Consider the following 24,148-nt stretch of genomic DNA (forward strand, 5'->3'; position numbering starts at 1 on the left):
ATCTTTGTGCACGCGTTCACAAAGACATAGCCTGCTGTCGACGGGGCGGTCATCGTGCATCCAGCCGCCCACAGCCCCGCTCTACCCGCAGGAGCACCGTGGCAACTGGCCGAACTCACCGACCGGCGACCCGAAGCCGAGGGATTCCCGAGGCCACGGTCGCCCGGCTACCGCTGTATCTGCGTGCGCTGACCGCGCTCTCCGAGCGTTCGGTCCCCACGGTCTCCTCCGAGGAACTCGCGGCCGCCGCCGGAGTCAACTCCGCGAAGCTGCGCAAGGACTTCTCGTACCTCGGTTCGTACGGCACCCGGGGCGTCGGCTACGACGTCGAGTACCTCGTCTACCAGATCTCGCGTGAGCTCGGCCTCACCCAGGACTGGCCGGTCGTGATCGTCGGCATCGGTAACCTCGGCGCGGCCCTCGCCAACTACGGCGGCTTCGCCTCCCGCGGCTTCCGCGTCGCCGCGCTGATCGACGCCGACCCGGCCATGGCGGGCAAGCCGGTCGCGGGCATCCCCGTGCAGCACACCGACGAGCTCGAAAAGATCATCACCGAAAACGGGGTCTCCATCGGCGTCATCGCCACCCCGGCCGGCGCGGCCCAGCAGGTCTGCGACCGACTGGTGGCCGCCGGGGTGACCTCGATCCTGAACTTCGCGCCGACCGTGCTGACCGTTCCGGACGGCGTGGACGTGCGCAAGGTCGACCTCTCCATAGAGCTGCAGATCCTCGCCTTCCACGAGCAGCGCAAGGCGGGCGAGGAGCCGGGACAGGAGGCGGAGTCGGCCGAGGCGGCCGCCGCCGCGACCGCTCCCGCCGTCCCGGCCACCACCGCCGCCACCGCTCCGGTGACCCGCGCGGGCGGCGGGGGCTCCGCCGAGGGCGGCCGACAGCAGGGGCCTGACGGGGACGTGCCCGCCGTGATGCCGGCATGAGTCTCCTCGTCGTCGGCCTGAGCCACCGCTCCGCACCCGTGAGCGTGCTGGAGCGCGCCTCCCTCACCGCCGAGCAGCAGGCCAAGCTGCTCCACGACACCCTGGCCGCGGAGCCCGCGACCGAGGGTGCGGTGCTGGCCACCTGCAACCGCATCGAGCTCTACGCCGACGTCGACAAGTTCCACGCCGGCGTCGCCGAGCTCTCCACGCTGCTCGCCCAGCACACCGGCGTCGGCCTGGACGAGCTCACCCCTTATCTCTATGTGCACTACGAGGACCGGGCCGTCCACCACCTCTTCTCGGTGGCCTGCGGGCTGGACTCCATGGTCGTCGGCGAGGGCCAGATCCTCGGCCAGATCAAGGACGGCCTCGCCCTGGCCCAGGAGCTGCACACCGCCGGCCGGCTGCTGAACGACCTGTTCCAGCAGGCGCTGCGGGTCGGCAAGCGCGCCCACAGCGAGACCGGCATCGACAAGGCCGGCCAGTCCCTGGTCACCTTCGGCCTGGAGCAGCTCGCCGGCGCCACCCCGGTGCCCCAGTGGGCCGCCGGCAAGCGCGCCCTGGTCATCGGCGCCGGTTCCATGTCCTCCCTGGCCGCGACCACCCTGGCGCGCGCCGGTGTGGCAGAACTGGTGATCGCCAACAGGACGTTGGAGCGGGCCCAGCGGCTGGCGACGAGCCTGACCGAGGGTGGCGCGGACGCTACGCGCGGCGACTTCGCCGCGGCCGCCGCCGACGCGACCTCCTGCACCGGGGATCAGTGCCCGGTCGGCGCCACGGGCGCGCCGGGTGGCGACGCCGCGAAGGTCCTGTCCGAGGGCGCCCCCGCGGCGGCCGTCCACCTCCTGCCCGGCGCGCCGGCGGCGTCCCGCGCGGACGCGCTCACCGCCCGCGCGGTCCCCATGGCCGCGGTCGCCGACGAGCTTCCGCACGCGGACGTGGTCGTCTCCTGCACCGGCGCGGCCGGTCTGGTGCTGACCGCCGAGGCGCTGACCGCCGCGCTCTCGCGGCGCGCCGGCGGGCCGGCGGTGGCGCTGCTGGACCTGGCGATGCCCCGCGACATCGACGCCGCCGCGCACGAGCTCGACGGGGTGCGCCTCGTCGACATCGAGACCCTCGCGGAGGCGTCCGCGGACGCCCCGATGGCCGCCGACGTCGACCAGGTGCGCTCCATCGTCTCCGCCGAGGTCGCGGCGTTCGGCGCCGCCCAGCGGGCGGCGCACATCACCCCGACCGTGGTCGCCCTGCGCACCATGGCCGCCGACGTCGTGGCCAGCGAGATCGCCCGACTGGACGGGCGGCTCCCCGATCTGGACGACAAGCAGCGCGCCGAGATCACCCAGACGGTGCGCCGGGTCGTCGACAAGCTCCTGCACGCTCCCACCGTGCGGGTCAAGCAGCTCGCGTCCACCCCCGGCGGCGCCGGGTACGCGGACGCACTGCGGGAACTCTTCGACCTCGACCCGCAGGCGGTCGCCGCCATGAGCCGGGCCGATATGGCCGACCCGAACAATGCGAATCGAGGGCGGGCATGAACACCGCAGCCCCCAGCCCCGGCGCCACACTGCGCCTGGGCACCCGCCGCAGCACGCTCGCGATGGCCCAGTCCGGGCAGATCGCCGAGGCCGTGCGCGCGCTGACCGGCCGACCCGTCGAGCTGGTCGAGATCACCACGTACGGCGACACCTCACGGGAGCACCTGGCGCAGATCGGCGGCACCGGCGTGTTCGTCTCGGCGCTGCGCGACGCGCTGCTCGCCGGCGAGATCGACTTCGCCGTGCACTCGCTGAAGGACCTGCCGACCGCCGAGCCCGAGGGGCTCACGCTGGCCGCGATCCCGCGCCGCGAGGACCCGCGCGATGCGCTGATCGCCCGCGACGGGCTCCGTTTCGAGCAGCTGCCCGACGGGGCGCGCGTCGGCACCGGGTCGCCGCGCCGCATGGCGCAGCTCAACGCCTGGGCCCGCGCGGTGGGCCGGGAGATCGAGACCGTGCCGATCCGCGGCAACATCGACACCCGGCTCGGCTATGTGCGCTCCGGTGAGCTCGACGCGGTGGTGCTGGCCGCCGCCGGGCTCACCCGCATCGGCCGGATCGCCGAGGCCACCGAGGTCCTGGACCCGGCCCATGTTCTGCCCGCCCCCGGCCAGGGGGCCCTGGCAGTCGAGTGTCGCGCTCCGCACGATGTGCGCAGCGCGGACCTCGCCGCCCGACTCGCCGAGCTCGACGACCCGTACACTCGGGTCGCCGTGACCGCCGAGCGTTCCCTGCTCGCCGCCCTGGAGGCCGGCTGCAGCGCACCCGTGGGTGCGCTGGCCGACCTGTTGGCCGACGGTCAGGTTGTCACCGAAATGCGCCTGCGCGGCGTCGTCGGCTCGACCGACGGCTCCACGCTGGTGCAGCTGTCCACCACCGGTCCCGTGCCCGCGTCGCCCGCCGACGCCACGGCCCTCGGTCGCGAACTCGCGGCCGAGATGCTCGCGAAGGGTGCGGCCGGTCTGATGGGGGAGCGAGCACATTGAACCCCACCGCCCCGAACCACCCCGGCTGCGGGCACGTCACCTTTTTGGGTGCCGGCCCCGGAGACCCCGGACTGCTGACACTGCGCGCCGTGGAGGCACTCGCCGCCGCGGACGTGCTGATCGCGGATCCGCACGTGCTCGACGTGGTGCGCACCCATGTGCGGCCGGCCGTCGCCGCGGACGCTCAGGGCGCGCCGCGGCAGGCGGACGCTGACGAGACGTCAAGCGCCGCCGCTGCCCCCGTGCTAGAGGACGTCGCCAATCTTGTCATGGCGGCCGCGCGCGCCGGCAAGCGGGTCGTCCGTGCGGTCCCGGGCGACCCCGGCCTGGACGGCGACGCCGCCGAGGAGATGCTCGCCTGCGCCACCGAGGGCATCGCCTTCGAGGTGGTGCCGGGCGTGGCGGCCGCGGTCGGCGTGCCCGCCTACGCCGGCGTGCCGCTGCGGGACAGCAGTGGCGGCGGGGTCCGTTTCGTGGACGCCCGCGCCGCCGACGAGCGCTGCTGGAGCGAGGCCGGCGGCTCGGACGCGACCACCGTCGTCTCCGCCACCCTGGAGACGATCGCGGCCGCGGCGGGCGAGCTGGTGGCGGCGGGGCGCAAGCCCGACACGCCGCTGACCGTGACCATCGCCGGCACCACCACCCGCCAGCGCACCTGGACCGCGACCCTGGGCAGCATCGCCCAGGTGCTCAAGGCCGCGAAGGTGCTGCCCTCGCCGCAGGGCGCACAGCCGGTCATAGCCGTGGTCGGCGAGCGCAGCGCGGCGGAGCAGCGGGACCAGCTGTCCTGGTTCGAGTCCAAGCCGCTGTTCGGCTGGAACGTCCTGGTGCCGCGCACCAAGGAGCAGGCCGCCTCGCTCTCCGACCAGTTGCGCTCCTACGGCGCGGTGCCCAAGGAGGTGCCGACCATCGCGGTCGAGCCGCCGCGCACCCCGCAGCAGATGGAGCGGGCGGTCAAGGGCCTGGTCACGGGCCGCTACGAGTGGATCGCCTTCACCTCGGTCAACGCCGTCAAGGCGGTCCGGGAGAAGTTCGAGGAGTACGGCCTGGACGCCCGCGCGTTCGCCGGCATCAAGGTCGCCGCGGTGGGCGAGCAGACCGCGAAGGCGCTGGTGGAGTTCGGCGTGAAGCCGGACCTGGTGCCCAGCGGGGAGCAGTCGGCCGCCGGTCTGCTGGAGGACTGGCCGCCGTACGACCCGGTCTTCGACCCGATCGACCGCGTCTTCCTGCCGCGGGCCGATATCGCCACCGAGACGCTGGTGGCCGGGCTCATCGAGCTGGGCTGGGAGGTCGACGACGTCACGGCGTACCGCACCGTGCGCGCCTCGCCGCCCCCGGCCGAGACCCGCGAGGCCATCAAGGGCGGCGGCTTCGACGCGGTGCTGTTCACCTCGTCGTCGACCGTGCGGAACCTGGTCGGCATCGCGGGCAAGCCACACAATGTCACCGTCATCGCCTGCATCGGCCCGGCCACCGCGAAGACCGCGGAGGAGCACGGCCTGCGGGTGGATGTGCTGTCGCCCGAGCCCTCGGTGCACAAGCTGGCCGAGGCGCTCGCCGAGTTCGGCGCGGCGCGGCGCCAGGCCGCGATCGAGGCCGGGGACCCGGTCACCCGCCCGAGCGAGCGGCGGCCCGGATCGCGTAGGAGGGCACGTTCATGACCACGCACGACTCCCGCTACGGCGGCTTCCCCGGCGCCCGTCCGCGCCGGCTGCGAACCACCGCGGCCATGCGTCGGATGGTCGCCGAGACCCGGCTGCACCCGGCGGAGCTGATCCTGCCGGCGTTCGTACGGGAGGGCATCGCCGAGCCGGCGCCGCTGGCCTCGATGCCGGGAGTCGTCCAGCACACCCGTGACACGCTGCGGAAGGCGGCCGCCGAGGCGGTCGCCGCGGGCGTGGGCGGGATCATGCTGTTCGGGGTGCCGGAGGAGAGCAAGAAGGACGCGGTCGGCACCCCCGGCACCGATCCGGACGGCATCCTCCAGGTCGCCATCCGGGATGTGAAGGCCGAGGTCGGCGACGATCTGGTCGTCATGTCCGACCTGTGTCTGGACGAGCACACCGACCACGGCCACTGCGGGGTGCTGGACTCCGCCGGCCGGGTGGACAACGACGCGACGCTGGAGCGGTACGCGGAGATGGCCCGGGCGCAGGCCGACGCGGGCGTCCACGCGGTGGGTCCCAGCGGGATGATGGACGGCCAGGTGCGGGTCGTCCGCGAGGCCCTGGACGGCGCCGGCCACCAGGACGTCTCCATCCTGGCCTACACCGCGAAGTACGCCTCCGCCTTCTACGGCCCGTTCCGTGAGGCGGTCGGCTCCTCGCTCCAGGGCGACCGCAAGACGTACCAGCAGGACCCGGCCAACGCCCGCGAGTCGCTGCGCGAGCTGGCGCTGGACCTGGCCGAGGGCGCCGACATGGTCATGGTGAAGCCCGCGCTGCCGTACCTGGACATCCTGAGCCGGATCGCCGACGCGGTGGACGTGCCGGTGGCCGCGTACCAGATCTCCGGCGAGTACGCGATGGTCGAGGCGGCCGCGGCGAACGGCTGGATCGACCGGGACCGGGCGATCATGGAGACGCTCACCTCGATCCGTCGGGCCGGCGCCGGGATGATCCTCACCTACTGGGCGACGGAGGTCGCGCAGCGGCTGCGGCGCGGCGAGTAGCCCCCGAGCACGACGAAGGCCGCCGGCCGCACCCCCTCGGATGCGACCGGCGGCCGTCGCGCGTACCGGGTCGAGTCCGCCGGATCAGCGGACGGCGGTCCAGGAGTGCGCGACATCGACGATGACCTTGTCACCGGACTGCTGCACCCGGAACGGCAGCTTGGCACGGGTGCCGACGGCGACCTGGGTCTGGCCCTCGAAGCTGGCGCCGAAGCGGGTGTCCTTGAAGGTCTTGAATCCGGAGATGTTCACACCGGGCAGCGTCTTGCCGGCCTTGCCCGGGTACGTGGGCTTGCCGGTCTCCGGGTTGTAGCTCGGCGCGGAGACGAAGACCTGAAGGATGGCGCCGCCGTTGACCGGAATGTGGTCGCCGGAGCCGTCCTGGTAGAACTTGTCGACATAGCCGACGTGGAAGCCGACCGGCTTGGCGGTCGAGCTGCCGGGGACGTTGAAGACCAGGCGGTCGAAGCACTCGTGCTTGCTGGCGGTGGTGCCGGTCAGCGGCTTGTAGGCCGAGGTCTTGCCGGACTTGTCGCCGCTGCCCCAGGTGACGGCGCAGTTCGCCGCCTTGGACGCCTTGGCGGTCTTGATCACAATCTTCGTCGGCGCGGCGTCGGCCGTCCCCGCCGTCGCCGCGAGCCCTGCGCCCGCCAGTGCGAGCGCCGTTACCGCGGTCCCCCACCGTCGCATGTTCCTACCCCCAAAGAGATCGAGTACGGGTCCGTAGTGTGTGACGGTCCGTAGGGCTCAGGGGTTGCCCCGGTGCGACTTTCGGTCACTCGGATGATCAAGTTGTCGTGAAAGCAGCGCAGTTGACGGGAGCGATCGGACAGCAGCCCCCAAGTGCCCACGTAAACAGCCTAGTTGGTGTTTTCGGTCGGGTCGGCGGCGGTCGCCCAGGCCGACTCGGCGGCCTCCCGCGCGGCGTCCCCGTCGGCCGGCAGCCCGGCGCCGCGCAGCGCCCCGGCCAGGGCGTCCAGGCAGCGCAGCACCGTGTCGAGCGTGGCGTCCGGGCCGTAGTGGTTGACCCGGACCATCTCCTTGGCGAGCGCCCCACCGCCCGCCACCAGCGGCAGCGAACCGTCCGCGGCGGCCGCCACCAGCTCGCGGGCGTCCAGCGCCGCCGGGGCGCGCAGTGTGGTGGCCACCGGCGCCGCGTCGCGGGCCGCGGTGACGTACGGGCGCAGCCGGCGGTCCGCGGGCGCCTCGGGACCGGACAGCACGAGCGCGCCGGCGCGCGTGGCGGCCGCCGCCGCGCGGTGCCGCGCGATGGCCGCGTCCAGACCGCCGGTCTCCTCGATGCGGTCGACGCACGCCTCCAGGGCGAGCATCTCCAACTGGGCCGGGGCGTGCGGAAGGACGGCGCGGCCGGTGTCGACCCAGCGCTCCTTCCAGTCCAGCAGCGACAGGTAGGAGCGGCGCGGCGCGAACGGGTTGTCCAGGATGCGCTCCCAGGCGCGGGCGCTGACCGACACCGCCGACACCCCGGCGGGCCCGCCCATCGCCTTCTGCGCGCCGATCACGCACAGGTCCACGCCCCACGCGTCGGTCAGCAGCGGCTCGGCCGCCACCGAGGCCACCGCGTCCAGCATCAGCAGCGCCCCGTGGTCCCGGACCGCCGCGGCGATCTCCGCCACCGGGTTGGTGTTGCCGGTCGCCGCCTCCGCGTGCACCAGCGAGACCAGCTCCACCCCCGAGTGCTCCGCCAGCGCCGCCGCGACCAACTCGGCCGAGGCGGCGGTGTCATACGGGACCTCGATGTCCACCACCGTGGTGCCGCAGTCCCGCAGCCAGCCGCCGAAGGTCTGTCCGTACGGCCCCGTGACCACGTTCAGCGCGGTCGCCCCCGGCCGGGCCGCGCTCCGTATGGACCCCTCCAGCGGAAGCAGCGCCTCGCCCTGCGTCACGATCACATCGGCGGCGGTGCCCATCACCCGCGCCACCCGCCGCTCGATGGCGGCGAAACGCTCGGCGGTCAGCGGCGGCAGATCGAGAAGAGGGTGGGTCACGGCTGCTCACTTCGGACGAACGGTGGTGGGCGGGGCGTATCGGAACGCCTGGGACGAGGGTACAGGGAGCCCCTGCCGGCCCGTCCGACCCCTGGGGTGGCGTCAACTCCACCGGTGTTCAGGGGGGTTAGCCCCCATGAAGACGGGGGCTGCCCCCCTGGGCACGGCGGCCTCGCCGGGCGAGGCTGGATCCATGCCGATCAACCGCAGAAGATCCACGCTCCTGGCCGCCCCCCTGGTCGCCGCCGCCGCGCTCGCCTCCACCCTCGTCGCGGCCCCGGGCGCGGGAGCCGCCGCGCCGGGTGCGGGAGCCGCGGCGCCCGCGCCCGCCTCCTCCCTCGACTGGACGGCGTGCGCCCCGGACGTCACCCAGGACCCGCGACTGCGGTGCGCCGAGGTCGCCGTGCCGCTCGACTACGACCGGCCGCGCGGCGAGCAGATCACGCTGACCGTCTCCCGCCTGCGCAGCGAACGACCGGAGTCACGGCGCGGGGTGCTGCTGATGATCCCGGGCGGGCCGGGTGGCTCCAGCCTCGACGGGCCGGTGAAGCGGGGCGCCAAGCTGCCGCAGTCGGTGCGGGACGCCTATGACGTCGTCGGCTTCGCCCCGCGCGGCCTCACCCACTCCACGCCGGTCAGCTGCGAGCTGCCCACGGCGTCCCTCACCCCGGTCGCCCTGCGCCCCTGGCCCGCCGCCGACGGCTCCATCGAGCGGAACGTGGCCTTCGGCCGGAGCCTGGCCGACAGCTGCGCGCGCAACGGCGACAAGGTGCTGCGCAGCATCAGCACCCGCACCGAGGCCCGCGACATCGACCGCATCCGGCAGGCGCTGGGCGAGCGCAAGCTGTCCGCGTGGGGCGTCTCGTACGGGACGTACGCGGGCGCCGTCTACGCCCAGCTCTTCCCGCACCGCACCGACCGCTGGGTCCTCGACAGCAGCGGCGACCCGGACCCTAAGCGGGTGGGCCGCGGCTGGCTGGCCAACTACTCGCGCGGCGTGGAGGACGCCTTCCCCGACTTCGCCCACTGGGCGGCGCAGCCCGGCGAGTTCCGCCTCGCCGAGACCCCCGAAGAGGTCCGGCCGCTGTTCCTGAAGCTCGCCGCCCAGCTGGACCGCGAGCCGATCCCCTGGAAGAACGCCACCCCCGCCGAGCTCAACGGCGACGTGCTGCGCACCACGCTGCTCGACGGCCTCTACACCAGGGACCGCTTCCCGCGGATAGCCCAGCTGATGCTGGCGGCGCAGGGCAAGGCCGAGCTGCCCGCGGCCGCGCCGCTGCCCGTGGACGTCCTGCAGAGCACCACCGCCGTCTCCGCCGCGACCCTCTGCAACGACGTGTCCTGGCCCCGCTCCCTCTCCCGCTACCAGCGCGACGTCGCCGCCGACCGCGAGCGGTACCCGCTCACCGCGGGCATGCCGGTCAACGTCATGACGTGCGCCTTCTGGGACGCGCCCCAGCAGCGGCCGGTGCGCGTCACCGACGAGGGGCCGTCCAACGTGCTCATGATCCAGAACCTCCGCGACCCCTCCACGCCCCACGCCGGCGGACTCAGGATGCGGCGGGCCCTCGGCGACCGGGCGCGCCTGGTGACGGTGGACGCCGTCGGCCACGGCTCATACGTGAACACCGGAAACGCCTGCGGGGACCGCACGGTCACCGACTACCTGGTGAACGGCGAGCGGCCGGCCCACGACACCGTCTGCTGATGGCCCGGCCCGCCGCCCGGACCGGACGCTCGGTGCGGAACGGCCGGGGCACGGCCGAGGCCCGCGGCATGCCCGGGCCCCACGGAAGGCGCGGGGCCCCCGGAAAAGCGAACGGCCGCGGGGACGGGAGTCGCTCCCGTCCCCGCGGCCGTGCCGTGGTGCGATCAGAGCCGCTCGGGGGTGCGGATGCCCAGCAGCGCCATGCCCTGGTGGAGGGTGCGGGCGGTCACGTCGCACAGGAACAGGCGGTTCTCGACCTGCTCCGGGGTCTCGGCCTTCAGCACCGGGCACTGGTCGTAGAAGGTCGTGTAGTGCGAGGCCAGCTGGTACAGGTAGGCGGCCAGCTTGTGCGGCTCGTAGGCGGCGGCGACCTCGGTCAGCGTCTCGCCGAACTGGTCCAGGTGCAGACCCAGCGCCCGCTCGGCCGGGGCCAGCGGAAGCTTCGGGTGGGCGGCGGGGCGGACCTCGCCGGCCTTGCGCAGGATGGACTGGATCCGGGCGTACGCGTACTGGAGGTAGACGGAGGTGTCGCCGTTGAGCGAGACCATCTGGTCCAGGTCGAACTTGTAGTCCCGGGAGGCGGAGGTGGACAGGTCCGCGTACTTCACCGCGCCGATGCCGACCTGGGCGCCGCGCTCCGCGATCTCCTCGTCGGTCAGGTCCTGGGCCTTCTCCCGCACCACCGCGGAGGCCCGCTCGATCGCCTCGTCCAGCAGGTCCACCAGCCGCACCGTCTCGCCCTCACGGGTCTTGAACGGCTTGCCGTCCTTGCCGAGGACGGTGCCGAAGGCGAGCTGGACGGCGTGCGTCCTCTCGTTCAGCCAGCCGATCCGGCGGGCCGTCTCGAAGACCATCTTGAAGTGCAGCGACTGGCGGGCGTCCACCACGTACAGCAGGGTGTCGGCGCCCAGGTTCCGCACCCGGTCGCGGATGGCCGACAGGTCGGTGGCCGCGTAGCCGAAGCCGCCGTCGGACTTCTGCACGATCAGCGGCACCGGCTTGCCGTCCGGGCCCTTCACGTCGTCGAAGAACACGCACAGCGCGCCCTCGGAGCGGACCGCGACGCCCGACTCCTCCAGCAGCCGGCAGGTCTCGACCAGCATGTCGTTGTAGCCCGACTCGCCGACCACGTCGGGGTCGCGGATCTCCATGTCGAGCTTGTCGAAGACCGAGTAGAAGTAGATCTTCGACTCGTCGACGAACCGCTGCCACAGGGCCAGTGTCTGCTCGTCGCCGGCCTGGAGGTCCACCACCCGGCGGCGGGCCCGGTCCTTGAACTCCGCGTCGGCGTCGAAGAGCGCCCGCGCCGCCTTGTAGAGCCGGTTGAGGTTGGACATGGCCTCCTCACCGGAGGACTGGTCCTTGTGGTCCAGCTCGTGCGGGTGCTCGATCAGGTACTGGATGAGCATGCCGAACTGGGTGCCCCAGTCGCCGATGTGGTGGCGCCGGACCACCTTCTCGCCCGCGAACTCCAGGATCCGGACCACCGAGTCGCCGATCACCGCGGACCGCAGATGCCCGACGTGCATCTCCTTGGCCACGTTCGGCTGCGCGTAGTCGATGACGGTGGTGCCGGGGTTCTCGGCGCGCGGAACGCCCAGCCGGTCGTCCTCGGCCCGCGCGGCGAGCGTCCGCACGATCGCCTCGTCGGTGATCGTGATGTTCAGGAAGCCGGGGCCGGAGACCTCGATCGAGGAGACCAGGTCGTCGGCGGGAAGCGCCTCGACGACCTTCGTGGCCAGCTCGCGCGGGTTCCCCTTCAGCTTCTTGGCGAGCCCCAGCACCCCGTTGGCCTGGAAGTCCGCCCGGTCGCTTCGTCGCAGCAGCGGGTCCGCGGAACCGGCCTCCGGCAGGGCAGCCGAGAGGGCGTCCGCGACGCGCTGGTGGACCGAAGCGGCAAGGGAAGGGACCGAGGCCATGGGATGGGTGCCGTTCCTCTAGGGGTGCGAAAGGTCGGTCAAGTATCCCACGGCGAACACCGCCCTCTCCCGGATAAAAAGGCATCCCCACCCGGGTGACGCGTCGGGCCCCTGGCAACCCCCAGGGCGCCCGTTCCGTCTGGGAGAATGGTCGATGCCATGACCACAAGGAAGGAAGTGCCGAACGTGGCTCAGAGCACCGAGACCGACTGGGTCTCCCGTTTCGCGGACGAGGTCATTGCCGAGGCGGAGCGTCGCGCGCCGGGCAAACCGATCGTCTGCGCCTCGGGCCTCAGCCCGTCCGGCCCGATCCACCTCGGCAACCTCCGCGAGGTCATGACCCCGCACCTGGTCGCCGACGAGATCCGGCGCCGCGGGTACGAGTGCGTCCACGTGCTGTCCTGGGACGACTACGACCGGTACCGCAAGGTCCCGGCCGGCGTCGACCCCTCCTGGTCCGAGCACATCGGCAAGCCGCTGACCTCGGTCCCGGCCCCGCCCGGCAGCCCGCACCCGAACTGGGCCGAGCACTTCAAGGCGCCCATGATCGAGGCGCTGCGCGAGCTGGGCATCGAGTTCCACGGCATCAGCCAGACCGAGCAGTACACCTCCGGCGCCTACCGCGAGCAGATCCTGCACGCCATGCGGCACCGCGGCGCGATCGACGCCGTCCTCGACCGCTACCGCACCAAGGACAAGCCCAAGGCCGCGCCCAAGCAGCAGGCCAAGGGCAAGCTGGACGAGGCCGACGCGGCGGCCGCCGAGGCCGCGGCCGAGGGCTCCGGCGCGGCCACCGAGGACGACGGCAGCGCGGGCGGCGCCGGCTACTACCCGTACAAGCCGTACTGCACCGTCTGCGAGCGCGACCTGACCACGGTCACCGCCTACGACGACGAGACCACCGAGCTCTCCTACACCTGCGTCTGCGGGCACCAGGAGACCGTGGCGCTCAGCGAGTTCAACCGCGGCAAGCTGGTCTGGAAGGTCGACTGGCCGATGCGCTGGGCGTACGAGGGCGTCGTCTTCGAGCCCTCCGGCGTGGACCACTCCTCGCCCGGCTCCTCCTTCGTCGTCGGCGGCCAGATCGTCCGCGAGGTCTTCGGCGGCGAGCAGCCGATCGGCCCGATGTACGCCTTCGTCGGCATCAGCGGCATGGCCAAGATGTCCAGCTCCAAGGGCGGGGTGCCGACTCCGGCCGACGCGCTGGAGATCATGGAGGCCCCGCTGCTGCGCTGGCTCTACGCCCGCCGCAAGCCCAACCAGTCCTTCAAGATCGCCTTCGACCAGGAGATCCAGCGGCTCTACGACGAGTGGGACGCCCTGGAGCGCAAGGTCGCCGACGGCACCGCCCAGCCGGCGGACGCCGCCGCGTACAGCCGTGCCACCCGCACCGCCGCCGGCGAGCTGCCGCGCACCGCGCACCCGCTGCCGTACCGCACCCTCGCCTCGGTCGTGGACATCACCACCGGCCACGACGAGCAGACGCTGCGCATCCTCAGCGAGCTGGACCCGGCCAACCCGGTGAAGTCCCTGGACGACGCCCGGCCCCGGCTGGACAGGGCCGAGCGCTGGATCAGCACCCAGGTCCCGGCGGACCAGCGCACCCGGGTCCGCGAGGAGCCGGACACCGAGCTGCTGGAGTCGCTGGACGAGCAGGGCCGCGAGTCGCTGCGGCTGCTGCTGGAGGGGCTGGACACGCACTGGTCGCTGGACGGGCTGACCACGCTCGTCTACGGCGTGCCCAAGGTGATGGCCGGCCTGGACCCCGAGGCCAAGCCGACCCCGGAGCTCAAGGTCGCCCAGCGCGCCTTCTTCGCCCTGCTCTACAAGCTGCTGGTCGGTCGCGACACCGGCCCGCGGCTGCCCACCCTGCTGCTGGCGGTGGGCGCGGACCGGGTGCGGCGGCTGCTCGGCGCGTGACCCGCGCGCGGACGCGGTGCGCGGATCCGGTGCCCGAGGCACCCCGCGCCCGCGCCGCGAGGGGCGCGTCCGGGTGACCACACCCTTCGACTGACGCGCGATTCGGCCCCGGGAACGAGGTTTCCCGGGGCCGTTCGCGTCAAGCTGGGCCTATGCGCGAACTCATGGGAATCGTCGGCATCGTCGTCGCCGTCCAGGGCATGCTCGGCTTCTGTGGACTCACCTTCGACGACGAGGCGTGGGGTGTCCTGCACAACTGGTTCGACCTGCCCGCGGGGGCGTACGCCGGCATCGCCCTGACGGGACTGGTGCTCGCGGTGTGGGGCGAGGGGACACGCCGGGCCCGGAGGGCCTGACCCGAGCGGGTCCTACGGGATGGTCTCGGGCTCCTGCTCGATGCGGTAGCGGCCCTTGAACTCCTCCACGTGCGCCTTCAACTCCTCGTTGTCCAGGCCGGTCAGCCCGTAGCCGTCCCGCAGCAGCTGGCCGAACTGGAAGGCCGAGGGGAACTTGCCGTTCTGCCGGCAGTACTGACGGAAGGCGCCGTACAGCGCCTCGTCGCGCGGCATGTCCTCCGGCAGTCGGCCCCGGGCGGCGGCGCGGGGCGCGTCGGCCTCGGCGATGCCCTCGGGCTCGGGCTCCGGCGCCTCGCCGCGCGCCTCCTCGACCCGCGGGTTGTCGGCGGCCCGCTCGACACCGGCCTGCGGGGCGTGCGGCCGCACGGCGTCGCCCTGCGCGAACTCGGCGCGCGGCTCCGGGTGCGGCTGCGCGACGGCGTACGCCTCGTCCGGGCCGGCCTGCTGGTACACCGGCAGCGGCACGGAGACCGGGAGGGACTTCGGCGCCGGTGCCGGTGCCGGCGCGGGCACCGGCGTGGGAGCCGCGCCGCCGCCCTGCCCGACGACGGTCGGGAAGCCGTTCACCGGGGCCTGCTCGGCACCGCCCGGGAAACCCTTCGGCCCGGCGGACGGGTCGGCGACGCCGGAGAAACCACCCGACGCCGGCACCTGTCCCGCAACGCCCGGGAAGCCACCCGCAGTCACCTGGCCGGCGGTCGCCGGCGCTGGGGCGGAGCGGACCGCGCTGTCCGGCACGGCGGCGTACGCACCCGCCACGCCATGCCCCGTGGTGGTCGCCCCCGCGGCGGCCGCGCCACCATCGGGCCCGCCGGGCCGCGCACCACCGGCCCCGGCACCGGCGGTCGTCCCGGCGCCGGCCGTGAGCGCCGGCCGGATCACCGCCGGCTCGATGCCCGCCGCCGCGAGGCCCGCCTCGGCGGTGTCGGTCAGCGGCACCCCGTACCGCGCCAGCCGCAGTGGCATCACCGACTCCACCGGGGCCTTGCGGCGCCAGGCGCGCCCGTAGCGGGCGCGCAGTCGGGCCCGGTAGACCAGCCGATCCTGCTCGAACTTGATGACCTCGTCGTAGCTGCGCAGCTCCCACAGCTTCATCCGGCGCCACAGCCGGAAGGTGGGCACCGGGGCGAGCAGCCAGCGGGCCACGCGCACCGACTCCATGTGCCGGTCGGCGGTGATGTCGGCGATCCGGCCGACGGCGTGCCGCGCGGCCTCGACGGAGACCACGAACAGCACGGGGATGACGGCGTGCATGCCGACGCCGAGCGGATCCGGCCAGGCGGCGGCGCCGTTGAAGGCGATGGTGGCCGCGGTGAGCAGCCAGGCGGTCTGGCGCAGCAGCGGGAAGGGGATGCGCATCCAGGTGAGCAGCAGGTCCAGGGCCAGCAACACACAGATGCCCGCGTCGATGCCGATCGGGAAGACGTTGGCGAAGTCGCCGAAGCCCTTCTTGTGGGCGAGGTCGCGGACGGCCGCGTAGGAGCCGGCGAAGCCGATCCCGGCGATCACCAGGGCGCCGGCGACGACCACGCCGATGAGTATTCGGTGCGTACGTGTCAGCTGCATCGCGGCCACCCGCGACCTCCCCGTTCCTCTGGATGCGCGCCTCAGCGTCGCATACACGTCAAGCGGCCGCGTGCGGTGGTGTGACCCACCGCCGCGGCCGCTTTCCGACGGCCCGGCGGGGCCGTCGGCCCCGCCGGGCCGGCATCGCCTCGGCTTCCGCTCGCCCGTCGGCGGCCTACTTGTCGGCCGTGGCGACCGACTCCACGGCCTCCTTGGCCGCGTCCTGGGCGTCCTTGAGGAGCTTGTCCGCGTTCGGGGTGTCCCCGTCCTCGAAGCCGGCACCGTCGTATTCGACGATCACGACGACGTTCCCGGTTCTGGCGACCACGGTCTGGTTCCGGAAGTCCTCCTTCTCCTGCTTGGTCTCGGACTTCACGGTGACCGTCTTGTCGCCGATGGCCGCGGTGCCGGTCTTGACGTTCTTGGCGTCCTTGACCTTGGCGGCCTGGTCGGCCTGGGCGGCGGCGTACTCCTCGGCGCGCTGGTCGCCGGAGCCGGAGGTCAGACCGGAGTCGAAGCGGCGGAAGGAGAGGGTGAGGGAGCGGTACTGGTAGTCCTCGAGGCCGCTCCACAGGCAGCTGTCCGACTCGCTGCTGTCAGCGGAGGCCAGGTGCTTGCCCTTCTTGCTCTCCGCGTTGGGCACCAGCTTCTCGACCGTCTTGCCGACCAGGGCGTCGCACGCCTTGGGGAGCTTCTTGAACTTCACCGGCGCGACCGTCGGCGTCGGCTTGGCGGTCGGCTTGGCCGAGGCGGTGGCGGAGGACTTGGCCGAGGACTTCGAGTCGGAGTCCGAGTCGGAGGAGCAGCCGGCTACGAGCAGCACCGGTACGGCGGCGCAGGCGAGGACACGGGCGAGTCGCGGGGCTGTTCGGTGCATGATCCTTAACTCAATCTCGGTCAATGGGCGGCTGGCCCGCCCTCGTGGCTACAGAGCACGGTACGCGGCCGCCGCGCCCACCCGTCCGGATCCCGTCGGATCCGCGCGCTGCCCGTACGGTCACTCGTCGATGCGTCCGGTCAGCTCACGCGCCAGATCTTCGGCGTTCCGCTGGAGCTCCTCGCTGCGGGGAATGTGCGCCTTGTCACTCGACCACTGGTCGTAGGCGATGGTGACGATCACATTGGAGGAGCGGAAGACGACGGTGATGTCACGGTGGATCGCGGAGCCGGTGGTGCTGAGCCGGTCGTCCAGGAACCCCTCGTCGGCCAGGTCCTCCAACCGGCGCGGCGCCTCGGTCTCCGGCGTGTCGTCCCCGTCGGCCGACGGGGTGGCGCCGCCCTGGTCCGCGGCGGAGGGGGAGCCCTGGCCCGCGGCGGAGGGCGAGCCCGGCGAGTCAGGGGAGGCGGGGGAGGCGGTCGGGCTGGGGGGTGGGGTGGCCGAGGAGGATCGGGAGGGCTTCGGGGTGGCCGACGGGGTCGTCGGGGCCGTGGGGGTCGTCGGCACGGTGGCGTCCGGAACCTGTGCGGCCGCCGCCTTCTTGGCGTACGTCAGCCGCGCCCGCTCCTCGTCGCTGACCGCGGAGTCGTAGGAGACCACCCGCTCCAGGTCCAGCGTCAGATGGCGGCTGCCCTCGGGGGTCTCCACCTTCCAACTGCAGCCGACGCTGCGGTCGGTGTCATAGGTGACGGCGGCCTGGCCCGCGTAGACATCCTCGATGTCGTCGCCGTCGGCGTCCTCGGCCTCGGTGCCCTCGGCGAGGGGGAGCAGGGTGCGGAGGGTCTTCAGGCTGACCGTGCCGCACGCCTCCGGGAGGGTGCGGTACTTCCCCGGCTCGGCGGTGACGCTGTGTCCGGCCTCGTCGGGCTTGCCGTTCTCCGAGCCGTGGGGCGTGGGGGAGTCGCCGCTGCAGCCGGTGATCCCGGTCAGCCCGGCGGCGAGCGCGGCCAGCACGGCGACGGCCGGCGCGGCCCCCGGCGCCCGCTTCCCACACGCCCTCGCCTCTCGCTGCCATGGGTGCACGGTCCGCGGCTCCCTTCGGGTCGACCTTCGAGCGAAAACTGCTTGCCGCCGCGCGGCGGGGGGTGGAGACAATGTCTATCGCACGCACTGCCGCGTCTGCCGGTCCGCTGTCGCCCTTGATGCGCGAAGCCCGGTTTTTGCTATTTGTTCACTACGGGGGTATGGGTTAGTTATGTCGTACACCGAGGTTCCCGGTGCGCGGGTTCCGATCCGCATGTGGGCCGACCCGGCCACGGTCGAGGGTGTCGCGATGCAGCAGTTGCGCAATGTGGCCACCCTCCCATGGATCAAGGGCCTGGCCGTCATGCCGGACGTCCATTTCGGCAAGGGCGCGACGGTCGGCTCGGTGATCGCCATGCACGGCGCGGTCTGTCCGGCCGCGGTCGGCGTCGACATCGGCTGCGGGATGTCCGCGGTGCGGACCTCCCTCACCGCGAACGACCTCCCCGCCGACCTCTCCCGACTGCGCTCCAAGATCGAGCAGGCGATCCCGGTGGGGCGCGGGATGCACGACGACCCGGTGGATCCGGCGCGGGTGCACGGGCTGCCGACGGCCGGTTGGGACGGTTTCTGGGCGGGCTTCGACGGGTTGGCGCAGGCCGTGCGCTTCCGCCATGAGCGGGCCACGAAGCAGATGGGGACGCTGGGCGGGGGCAACCACTTCTGGGAGTTCTGCCTGGACGAGTCCGATTCGGTGTGGATCATGCTCCACTCCGGCTCTCGCAACATCGGCAAGGAGCTGGCGGAGTACCACATCGGTCAGGCCCAGAAGCTGACGCACAACCAGAACCTGATCGACCGCGACCTCGCCGTCTTCCTCGCCGACACCCCGCAGATGGCGGCGTACCGCCGGGATCTGTTCTGGGCGCAGGAGTACGCCAAGCGGAACCGCGCCATCATGATGGCGCTCTCCCAGGACGTGGTCCGACGGGAGTTCAGGAAGGCCAACGTGACCTTCGGCGAGGTCATCTCCTGCCACCACAACTACGTCGCGGAGGAGCGTTACGAGGGCCTCGACCTGCTCGTGACCCGCAAGGGCGCGATCCGCGCGGGCGGCGGCGAGTACGGCATCATCCCGGGCTCCATGGGCACCGGTTCGTACATCGTGCGCGGCATGGGCAACGAGGCGTCCTTCAACTCCGCCTCGCACGGCGCCGGCCGGAAGATGAGCCGCAACCAGGCCAAGAAGCGGTTCTCCGTGCGCGACCTGGAGGAGCAGACGCGCGGCGTGGAGTGCCGCAAGGACGCGGGCGTGGTCGATGAGATCCCGGGCGCGTACAAGCCGATCGAGAAGGTCATGGAGCAGCAGCGGGACCTCGTCGAGATCGTCGCCAAGCTCAAGCAGATCGTCTGCGTGAAGGGCTGACGAGACGGCTGACGGACAAGGGGCGGCCCCCGGGGGGCGCCCCTTTCCGCGCGTGCCGGTGTCGGCGACCCGTCCGCGGTTCAGCCCTCGCGGTGCACCTTGTAGTTGGAGGCCTGGGCGCGCGGACGGATGACCATGAGGTCGACGTTGACGTGCGACGGGCGGGTGACGGCCCAGGTGACGGCGTCGGCGATGTCGTCGGCGACCAGGGGTTCGGCCACGCCCTGGTAGACGGCGGCGGCCCTGGACTCGTCGCCGCGGAAGCGGACCTTGGCGAACTCCTCGGTCCTGACCATGCCGGGGGCGACCTCGATGACGCGGACGGGGGTGCCGCACAGCTCCAGGCGCAGGGTCTCGGCGATGACGTGGGCGCCGTGCTTGGCCGCGACGTACCCGCCGCCGCCCTCGTAGGTGGCCAGACCCGCGGTCGAGGAGAGGACCAGCACGGTGCCGTCGCCGGAGGCGGTGAGGGCGGGGAGCAGCGCCTGCGTCACATTGAGCACGCCGACGACGTTCACCTCGTACATCGCGCGCCAGTCGGCCGGGTCGGCGGTGGCGACCGTCTCGGTGCCGAGGGCGCCGCCGGCGTTGTTGACCAGGACGTGGACCGGGCCGTGGCGGTCGAGGTCGGTCGCGAAGGCGTCGACGGCGGCGCGGTCGGTGACGTCCAGGGCGTAGCCGACGGCCTCGTGTCCCGCCGCGTCCAGCTCCGCCGCCAGCGCCTCGATCCGGTCCTTGCGGCGGGCGGTGAGGACGACGCGGAACCCGGCCGCGGCGAGCCGGCGCGCGGTGGCCGCGCCGATGCCGCTGCTCGCGCCGGTGACGACTGCGGTACGGGTGGTCATGGACCCTCCTGCTGTTCGACGGGCGGTGCCGCGGAGCGTGCTGCCGGCTCTTGGCGCCGGGTGGTGCCTCGGGGGGCTGCCCCGACGTGGCGCCGCGGGCTCGCGCGTGATCCACTGCGCAGCATATGCCGGTTGGCCGGGGCGAGCCGCTCCTCCATCTCCCGGCCGGCACCGGGGTCCGGGGGCCGAGGCGGCGCCGTGGCGGTCCGACCGGCGGGTTCGCACGGCCACGAGGAGCCGCGCGGCTAGCCCCGGGGCGCGTACATGATCACGGCCATGCCGGCGAGGCACACCAGCGCCCCGATCACGTCGAAGCGGTCGGGGCGGTAGCCGTCGGCGACCATGCCCCAGGCGATCGAGCCGGCGACGAACACGCCGCCGTACGCGGCCAGGACACGGCCGAAGTTCGCGTCCGACTGGAGGGTGGCGACGAAGCCGTAGGCCCCCAGGGCGATCACCCCGGCGCCGATCCACAGCCAGCCGCGGTGCTCGCGGGCGCCCTGCCAGACCAGCCACGCGCCGCCGATCTCCAACAGCGCGGCGAGGGCGAACAGGGCGATGGAACGGGCGATGAGCATGGGCGGAAGGCTACGGGGGCCGTGGCCCGGCGCGCCGCGCGGCCGTGGCGCCGTTGACCCGGCCCGGGGAAGCTGCCATGTTGAGGCCGGTCCCGTGCGGAGATCGCTGAGCGCGACGACGCCGGGGAGACGAGGTCCTGTCGAGCGGAGGGACGGGCGTGCGCGGCGACATCGACCCCGAGGCGCTGGCCGCCCTCTTCCGGCTGGCGCCGCTGCCCCGCGAGGGCGGACGGTTCCGGCGCACCTGGGCGGGGCCCGCGCGGCCGGACGGCCGGCCCGAGGGGTCGGCGATCGTGATGCTGCTGACCGCCGCGCCGGACGACTTCTCCGCCCTGCACCGGCTCCCCGCCGACGAGGTCTGGCACTTCTACCTCGGCGATCCGCTGGCGCTGTGGCTGCTCGCCCCGGACGGCACCTCCCGCACCGTCACCCTCGGCCAGGACGTCTTCGGTGGCGAGCTGGTGCAGTACACCGTGCCGGCCGGCACCTGGATGGGAGCGCGGGTGGCCGACGGCGGCGCCTGGTCGCTGTTCGGCTGCACCATGGCGCCCGGCTTCACCGAGGACGACTACGAGCACGGGGACGCGGCCGAGTTGACCGCTCGTCACCCCGGGGAGGCCCAGTGGATCGCGACCCTGACCCGGCCGTGACCGGCCACGACGACGGCACGGCTCGTCCCCGCGCCGCCGGCCTGCCCGACCTCACCGGTCAGGTGGCGCTGGTCACCGGCGCCGGGGGCGGGGTCGGACGGGGCATCGCGCGGCGGTTCGCCGCGGCCGGTGCGGCGGTGGCCGTTCACTACCGTACGAGCGAGGCCGCCGCGCGGGAGGTCGTGGACCGGATCGAGCGGGTCGGCGGCAGCGCGCTGGCGCTCCACGCCGACCTGGCCACCGAGGACGGCTGCCACCGCCTGGTGGAGCGGGCCGCGGCCTGGCGCGGCCGACTGACCGCGCTGGTGAACAACGCGGGGGTGCAGCCGGTCCGGGGGCTGGCGGGCATGTCCACGGCCGAGTGGCGCACGGTCTCCGACCTGAACGTGCTGAGCGTCTTCGCCTGCACCCAGGCCGCCGCGGCCGTGATGCGCGCGGGTGGCGGCGGTTCGATCACGCACATCGCCTCGATCGAGGGCACACGGCCCGCGCCGGGACACGCCCACTACTGCGCCGCGAAGTCGGCGGTCATCATGCACGCCCGCTCGGCGGCGCTGGAGTACGGCGCCGACGGCATCCGGGTCAACACCGTCTCGCCGGGGCTGATGGCCCGCGACGGCATCGAGGAGGCGTGGCCCGAGGGGGTGGACCGCTGGCGCCGGGCCGCGCCGGCCGGGCGGCTGGGCCGGCCCGAGGACATCGGCGACGCATGCGTCTTCCTGGCCTCGGCGATGGCCTCCTGGGTCACCGGACACGACCTGGTCGTCGACGGCGGCGTCTCGGCCCGCCCCACCTGGTGAACCGCCCCACGGCTCCCGGCCCGCGCGCCGCGCGGGCCACGGGCGGGCCGGGGGCCGCCGAGGGCGGAACTCCGGCGCCGCGGCCCTGGCGCTCCGCCGGCCCCGGCCGGTCATGCCCCCGGTCCGCCAGGGCTCCGGCCGGTCAGGGCTCCGGTTCGCGACCCTCAGGCCCCGCCGGGCCGGTGGCCGCCCGGCGTCACGGCCACACCAGGCAGTACGCCTGGTGCCCCGCCTCGTGCAGCCGATGGCTGAAGTCCTGCCACTCGTGGAGCAGTTGGTAGACCGTGAAGGCGTCGCGCGGGCCGCCGCGGTCGGGGACCGTGGACCAGATGAAGGCCGCCGCGCCGACCGCCTCCTCGCCGACGCCCCGCAGCGGGTCGACGACCGTCATGGGCAGCTTGACGACCGCGTAGTCGGGGTGCAGGACGACGAGCTCCAGCGGGGGGACCTTGTGCAGGGGTATGCCCTCGATGCCGGTGAGCACCATGGCCGCCACGGTCTCCGGCTTGATCTTCGTGAACATGCCGCCCATACCGAGCTCGTCGCCGCCGAGCTCCTCGGGGCGCATGGAGATGGGGACCCGGGCGGCGGTGGCGCCGTTGGGCGCACCGAAGTACTTGTAGGTCACCCCCATGCCGCGGCCCCTGCCTCCGCGCGACGGACCGCTGCCGCCGGTCGCGGCGCGCGCGTCCCCCGGGTCGGCCGTACCGTTCGTGTCGTCGGTACCGCTGGTGGCCCCGGGCGCGCCCGCGTCCTCGCGTCGATGACGTCCATGGCGTCCGGTACGTCCGGCGCGGCCGGTGCGTTCAGGGCGGGCGCGGTCAGCGTGGGGGCGCTCGGGGCCCCGGTCATCGGTCCCCTCGCCCAGTTCGCCACCGCGATGCATATCCTCACCCGACTGCTTTCCAGGAGGCACCGCCCCCGCCGCGCAACCCGATCATCGTGTCAGAGACCTCCCCCGCGTGCGGGCGGTGAAACGCCCGGACGCACGTCCCCGTCAGCCTCTGACACCATGGCTGCGTGAGCAATCCCTATCCGTACGCAGCACCAGTTTCGCAGACGCTATTCGACCGTGCGGCCATCGTGACGCCTGGCGGCGTGAACTCTCCCGTGCGCGCGTTCCGCGCCGTGGGCGGTACGCCCCGTTTCATGGTGTCCGGTGATGGTCCGTACCTCACCGATGCCGACGGCAGGGAGTACGTCGACCTCGTGTGTTCCTGGGGGCCGATGATCCTTGGCCATGCCCACCCGGAGGTGATCGCGGCGGTGCAGGCCGCCGTCGCCCGTGGCACGTCCTTCGGTACGCCGGGGGAGGGCGAGGTCGCGCTCGCCGAGGAGATGGTCGCCCGGATCGAGCCGTTGGAGCAGGTGCGCCTGGTCTCCTCCGGCACCGAGGCGACGATGTCCGCGATCCGGCTGGCCCGGGGTTTCACCGGCCGCACCAAGGTGATCAAGTTCGCCGGCTGCTACCACGGGCATGTGGACGCCCTGCTCGCCGCGGCGGGCTCCGGGCTGGCGACCTTCGGGCTGCCGGACACCCCGGGCGTGACCGGCGCGCAGGCCGGCGACACCATCGTGCTCCCCTACAACGACCTGGAGGCGGTGCAGGCCGCCTTCCACGCCCACCCGGGCGAGATCGCGTGTGTGATCACCGAGGCGTCGCCGGGCAACATGGGCGTGGTGCCGCCGCTGCCGGGCTTCAACGCGGGGCTCAAGGCCGCCTGCGAGAAGAACGGCGCCCTCTACATCTCCGACGAGGTCATGACCGGCTTCCGGGTCTCGAAGGCCGGCTGGTACGGCATCGACGGGGTGCGTCCGGACCTGATGACCTTCGGCAAGGTCATGGGCGGCGGCTTCCCGGCCGCGGCCTTCGGCGGCCGCGCCGACGTGATGGCGCACCTGGCCCCGGCCGGCCCGGTCTACCAGGCGGGCACGCTCTCCGGTAACCCGATCGCCACCGCCGCCGGCCTCGCCCAGCTGCGGCTGCTGGACGACGCGGCCTACGCGAAGGTCGACGCGGTGTCCGCCGAGATCCGGGGCCTGGTCACCCAGGCGCTGACCGAGGCGGGTGTGGCGCACCGGCTCCAGACGGCGGGCAACATGTTCTCCGTCTTCTTCACCAACCGCGAGGTGCGGGACTACGAGGACGCCAAGCGCCAGGAGAGCTTCCGGTTCACCGCGTTCTTCCATGCGATGCTCGCCGAGGGCGTGTACCTCCCGCCGTCCGCGTTCGAGTCGTGGTTCGTCTCCACGGCCCACGACGCGCGCGCGATCGAGCGCGTCGCCACCGCCCTGCCGAAGGCCGCACGGGCCGCGGCCCAGGCCACCGAGGCCGCCGAGTGAT

At 73.2% G+C, this 24,148-nt stretch carries 21 protein-coding genes; 12 read left to right on the forward strand and 9 right to left on the reverse strand.

Features of this window, described 5'->3' with window-relative positions; translation table 11 throughout:
• The first annotated feature begins 98 nt into the window (after positions 1 to 98).
• The 5 genes from CD790_RS00080 to hemB are packed head-to-tail and all read left to right on the forward strand — an operon-like array spanning position 99 to position 6,127.
• Positions 99 to 935, forward strand: coding sequence for a redox-sensing transcriptional repressor Rex (locus CD790_RS00080; protein WP_144380822.1), 837 nt, complete (start codon positions 99 to 101; stop codon positions 933 to 935).
• The gene (hemA, locus tag CD790_RS00085) at positions 932 to 2,470 is read left to right on the forward strand and encodes a glutamyl-tRNA reductase (protein WP_144380823.1); all 1,539 of its coding nucleotides are present in this window, start codon (positions 932 to 934) and stop codon (positions 2,468 to 2,470) included. The genes CD790_RS00080 and hemA overlap by 4 nt, the downstream gene beginning before the upstream one ends.
• Positions 2,467 to 3,456, forward strand: a complete 990-nt coding sequence (hemC, locus tag CD790_RS00090) for a hydroxymethylbilane synthase (protein ID WP_144380824.1) — start codon at positions 2,467 to 2,469, stop codon at positions 3,454 to 3,456. Before hemA ends, hemC begins: the two co-directional genes overlap by 4 nt.
• A complete protein-coding gene (locus tag CD790_RS00095) occupies positions 3,453 to 5,117 on the forward strand; it encodes a bifunctional uroporphyrinogen-III C-methyltransferase/uroporphyrinogen-III synthase (protein ID WP_144380825.1) in 1,665 nt (554 codons plus the stop codon). Before hemC ends, CD790_RS00095 begins: the two co-directional genes overlap by 4 nt.
• A complete protein-coding gene (gene hemB, locus CD790_RS00100) occupies positions 5,114 to 6,127 on the forward strand; it encodes a porphobilinogen synthase (protein WP_144380826.1) in 1,014 nt (337 codons plus the stop codon). Before CD790_RS00095 ends, hemB begins: the two co-directional genes overlap by 4 nt.
• 84 nt (positions 6,128 to 6,211) lie before the next feature.
• Here hemB and CD790_RS00105 read toward each other — a convergent pair whose 3' ends face one another.
• Positions 6,212 to 6,817, reverse strand: a complete 606-nt coding sequence (locus CD790_RS00105; RefSeq protein ID WP_144380827.1) for a hypothetical protein — start codon at positions 6,815 to 6,817, stop codon at positions 6,212 to 6,214.
• A gap of 170 nt (positions 6,818 to 6,987) precedes the next feature.
• Positions 6,988 to 8,136 carry an aminotransferase class V-fold PLP-dependent enzyme gene (locus CD790_RS00110; protein ID WP_144380828.1) on the reverse strand — a complete coding sequence of 383 codons (1,149 nt, stop codon included), beginning with the start codon at positions 8,134 to 8,136 and terminating at the stop codon, positions 6,988 to 6,990.
• 193 nt (positions 8,137 to 8,329) lie between these two features.
• Here CD790_RS00110 and CD790_RS00115 point away from each other — a divergent pair, with 193 nt between their 5' ends.
• Entirely contained in the window at positions 8,330 to 9,844 is a 1,515-nt protein-coding gene (locus tag CD790_RS00115; RefSeq protein WP_144380829.1) for an alpha/beta hydrolase, read from the forward strand.
• A gap of 164 nt (positions 9,845 to 10,008) precedes the next feature.
• Here the strand turns inward: CD790_RS00115 and argS are convergent, their stop codons facing one another.
• On the reverse strand, positions 10,009 to 11,763 hold the full coding sequence (argS, locus tag CD790_RS00120) for an arginine--tRNA ligase (RefSeq protein WP_144380830.1): 1,755 nt from the start codon (positions 11,761 to 11,763) through the stop codon (positions 10,009 to 10,011).
• A 159-nt stretch (positions 11,764 to 11,922) separates the two neighbouring features.
• Here argS and lysS point away from each other — a divergent pair, with 159 nt between their 5' ends.
• Complete coding sequence (gene lysS, locus CD790_RS00125; RefSeq protein WP_144380831.1) at positions 11,923 to 13,683, forward strand: lysine--tRNA ligase; 1,761 nt, start codon at positions 11,923 to 11,925, stop codon at positions 13,681 to 13,683.
• Between the two features lie 152 nt (positions 13,684 to 13,835).
• On the forward strand, positions 13,836 to 14,039 hold the full coding sequence (locus CD790_RS00130) for a hypothetical protein (RefSeq protein WP_144380832.1): 204 nt from the start codon (positions 13,836 to 13,838) through the stop codon (positions 14,037 to 14,039).
• Between the two features lie 12 nt (positions 14,040 to 14,051).
• Here the strand turns inward: CD790_RS00130 and CD790_RS00135 are convergent, their stop codons facing one another.
• The 3 genes from CD790_RS00135 to CD790_RS00145 all read right to left on the reverse strand — a co-directional run bounded on the left by CD790_RS00135 (position 14,052) and on the right by CD790_RS00145 (position 17,565).
• Positions 14,052 to 15,605, reverse strand: coding sequence for a DUF2637 domain-containing protein (locus CD790_RS00135; protein WP_144380833.1), 1,554 nt, complete (start codon positions 15,603 to 15,605; stop codon positions 14,052 to 14,054).
• A gap of 175 nt (positions 15,606 to 15,780) precedes the next feature.
• Complete coding sequence (locus CD790_RS00140; protein ID WP_144380834.1) at positions 15,781 to 16,482, reverse strand: hypothetical protein; 702 nt, start codon at positions 16,480 to 16,482, stop codon at positions 15,781 to 15,783.
• Positions 16,483 to 16,602: 120 nt separating this feature from the next.
• Positions 16,603 to 17,565, reverse strand: a complete 963-nt coding sequence (locus CD790_RS00145) for a DUF3558 domain-containing protein (RefSeq protein WP_144380835.1) — start codon at positions 17,563 to 17,565, stop codon at positions 16,603 to 16,605.
• A gap of 172 nt (positions 17,566 to 17,737) precedes the next feature.
• On the opposite strand from CD790_RS00145, the gene CD790_RS00150 reads away from it, so the two are divergent.
• Complete coding sequence (locus tag CD790_RS00150; RefSeq protein ID WP_144380836.1) at positions 17,738 to 18,931, forward strand: RtcB family protein; 1,194 nt, start codon at positions 17,738 to 17,740, stop codon at positions 18,929 to 18,931.
• 80 nt (positions 18,932 to 19,011) lie between these two features.
• Here the strand turns inward: CD790_RS00150 and CD790_RS00155 are convergent, their stop codons facing one another.
• Together CD790_RS00155 and CD790_RS00160 are read right to left on the reverse strand one after the other, a co-directional pair.
• Positions 19,012 to 19,776, reverse strand: a complete 765-nt coding sequence (locus CD790_RS00155) for an SDR family NAD(P)-dependent oxidoreductase (protein WP_144380837.1) — start codon at positions 19,774 to 19,776, stop codon at positions 19,012 to 19,014.
• Positions 19,777 to 20,021: 245 nt separating this feature from the next.
• Positions 20,022 to 20,354: a YnfA family protein gene (locus tag CD790_RS00160; RefSeq protein WP_144380838.1), complete on the reverse strand. Its 333-nt coding sequence runs from the start codon at positions 20,352 to 20,354 to the stop codon at positions 20,022 to 20,024.
• A gap of 170 nt (positions 20,355 to 20,524) precedes the next feature.
• On the opposite strand from CD790_RS00160, the gene CD790_RS35450 reads away from it, so the two are divergent.
• Together CD790_RS35450 and CD790_RS35455 are read left to right on the forward strand one after the other, a co-directional pair.
• Positions 20,525 to 21,004 (forward strand): cupin domain-containing protein, encoded by a 480-nt coding sequence (locus tag CD790_RS35450; protein ID WP_260867326.1) that lies wholly within the window; start codon positions 20,525 to 20,527, stop codon positions 21,002 to 21,004.
• The gene (locus CD790_RS35455; RefSeq protein ID WP_260867327.1) at positions 21,001 to 21,804 is read left to right on the forward strand and encodes an SDR family NAD(P)-dependent oxidoreductase; all 804 of its coding nucleotides are present in this window, start codon (positions 21,001 to 21,003) and stop codon (positions 21,802 to 21,804) included. The genes CD790_RS35450 and CD790_RS35455 overlap by 4 nt, the downstream gene beginning before the upstream one ends.
• A gap of 196 nt (positions 21,805 to 22,000) precedes the next feature.
• On the opposite strand, the gene CD790_RS00170 is transcribed toward CD790_RS35455, so the two are convergent.
• Positions 22,001 to 22,690 (reverse strand): hypothetical protein, encoded by a 690-nt coding sequence (locus CD790_RS00170; protein ID WP_144380839.1) that lies wholly within the window; start codon positions 22,688 to 22,690, stop codon positions 22,001 to 22,003.
• A 134-nt stretch (positions 22,691 to 22,824) separates the two neighbouring features.
• Here CD790_RS00170 and hemL point away from each other — a divergent pair, with 134 nt between their 5' ends.
• On the forward strand, positions 22,825 to 24,147 hold the full coding sequence (hemL, locus tag CD790_RS00175; protein ID WP_144380840.1) for a glutamate-1-semialdehyde 2,1-aminomutase: 1,323 nt from the start codon (positions 22,825 to 22,827) through the stop codon (positions 24,145 to 24,147).
• The last annotated feature ends 1 nt before the right edge of the window (position 24,148 follow it).

Origin of the sequence: Streptomyces sp. SAJ15, assembly GCF_007595705.1 — a bacterium.
Taxonomy (GTDB): Bacteria; Actinomycetota; Actinomycetes; order Streptomycetales; family Streptomycetaceae; genus Streptomyces.

Excerpts from the sequence above, each read along its gene's own strand:
- CD790_RS00115 (WP_144380829.1), top strand. The coding sequence starts at position 8,330 with ATGCCGATCAACCGCAGAAGATCCACGCTCCTGGCCGCCCCCCTGGTC.
- argS (WP_144380830.1), bottom strand. The coding sequence starts at position 11,763 with ATGGCCTCGGTCCCTTCCCTTGCCGCTTCGGTCCACCAGCGCGTCGCG.
- CD790_RS00150 (WP_144380836.1), top strand. The coding sequence starts at position 17,738 with ATGTCGTACACCGAGGTTCCCGGTGCGCGGGTTCCGATCCGCATGTGG.
- lysS (WP_144380831.1), top strand. The coding sequence starts at position 11,923 with ATGACCACAAGGAAGGAAGTGCCGAACGTGGCTCAGAGCACCGAGACC.
- CD790_RS00135 (WP_144380833.1), bottom strand. The coding sequence starts at position 15,605 with ATGCAGCTGACACGTACGCACCGAATACTCATCGGCGTGGTCGTCGCC.
- hemC (WP_144380824.1), top strand. The coding sequence starts at position 2,467 with ATGAACACCGCAGCCCCCAGCCCCGGCGCCACACTGCGCCTGGGCACC.
- CD790_RS00130 (WP_144380832.1), top strand. The coding sequence starts at position 13,836 with ATGCGCGAACTCATGGGAATCGTCGGCATCGTCGTCGCCGTCCAGGGC.
- CD790_RS00160 (WP_144380838.1), bottom strand. The coding sequence starts at position 20,354 with ATGCTCATCGCCCGTTCCATCGCCCTGTTCGCCCTCGCCGCGCTGTTG.
- CD790_RS00170 (WP_144380839.1), bottom strand. The coding sequence starts at position 22,690 with ATGCATCGCGGTGGCGAACTGGGCGAGGGGACCGATGACCGGGGCCCC.
- CD790_RS00155 (WP_144380837.1), bottom strand. The coding sequence starts at position 19,776 with ATGACCACCCGTACCGCAGTCGTCACCGGCGCGAGCAGCGGCATCGGC.
- CD790_RS00140 (WP_144380834.1), bottom strand. The coding sequence starts at position 16,482 with ATGCACCGAACAGCCCCGCGACTCGCCCGTGTCCTCGCCTGCGCCGCC.
- hemA (WP_144380823.1), top strand. The coding sequence starts at position 932 with ATGAGTCTCCTCGTCGTCGGCCTGAGCCACCGCTCCGCACCCGTGAGC.
- hemB (WP_144380826.1), top strand. The coding sequence starts at position 5,114 with ATGACCACGCACGACTCCCGCTACGGCGGCTTCCCCGGCGCCCGTCCG.
- CD790_RS00105 (WP_144380827.1), bottom strand. The coding sequence starts at position 6,817 with ATGCGACGGTGGGGGACCGCGGTAACGGCGCTCGCACTGGCGGGCGCA.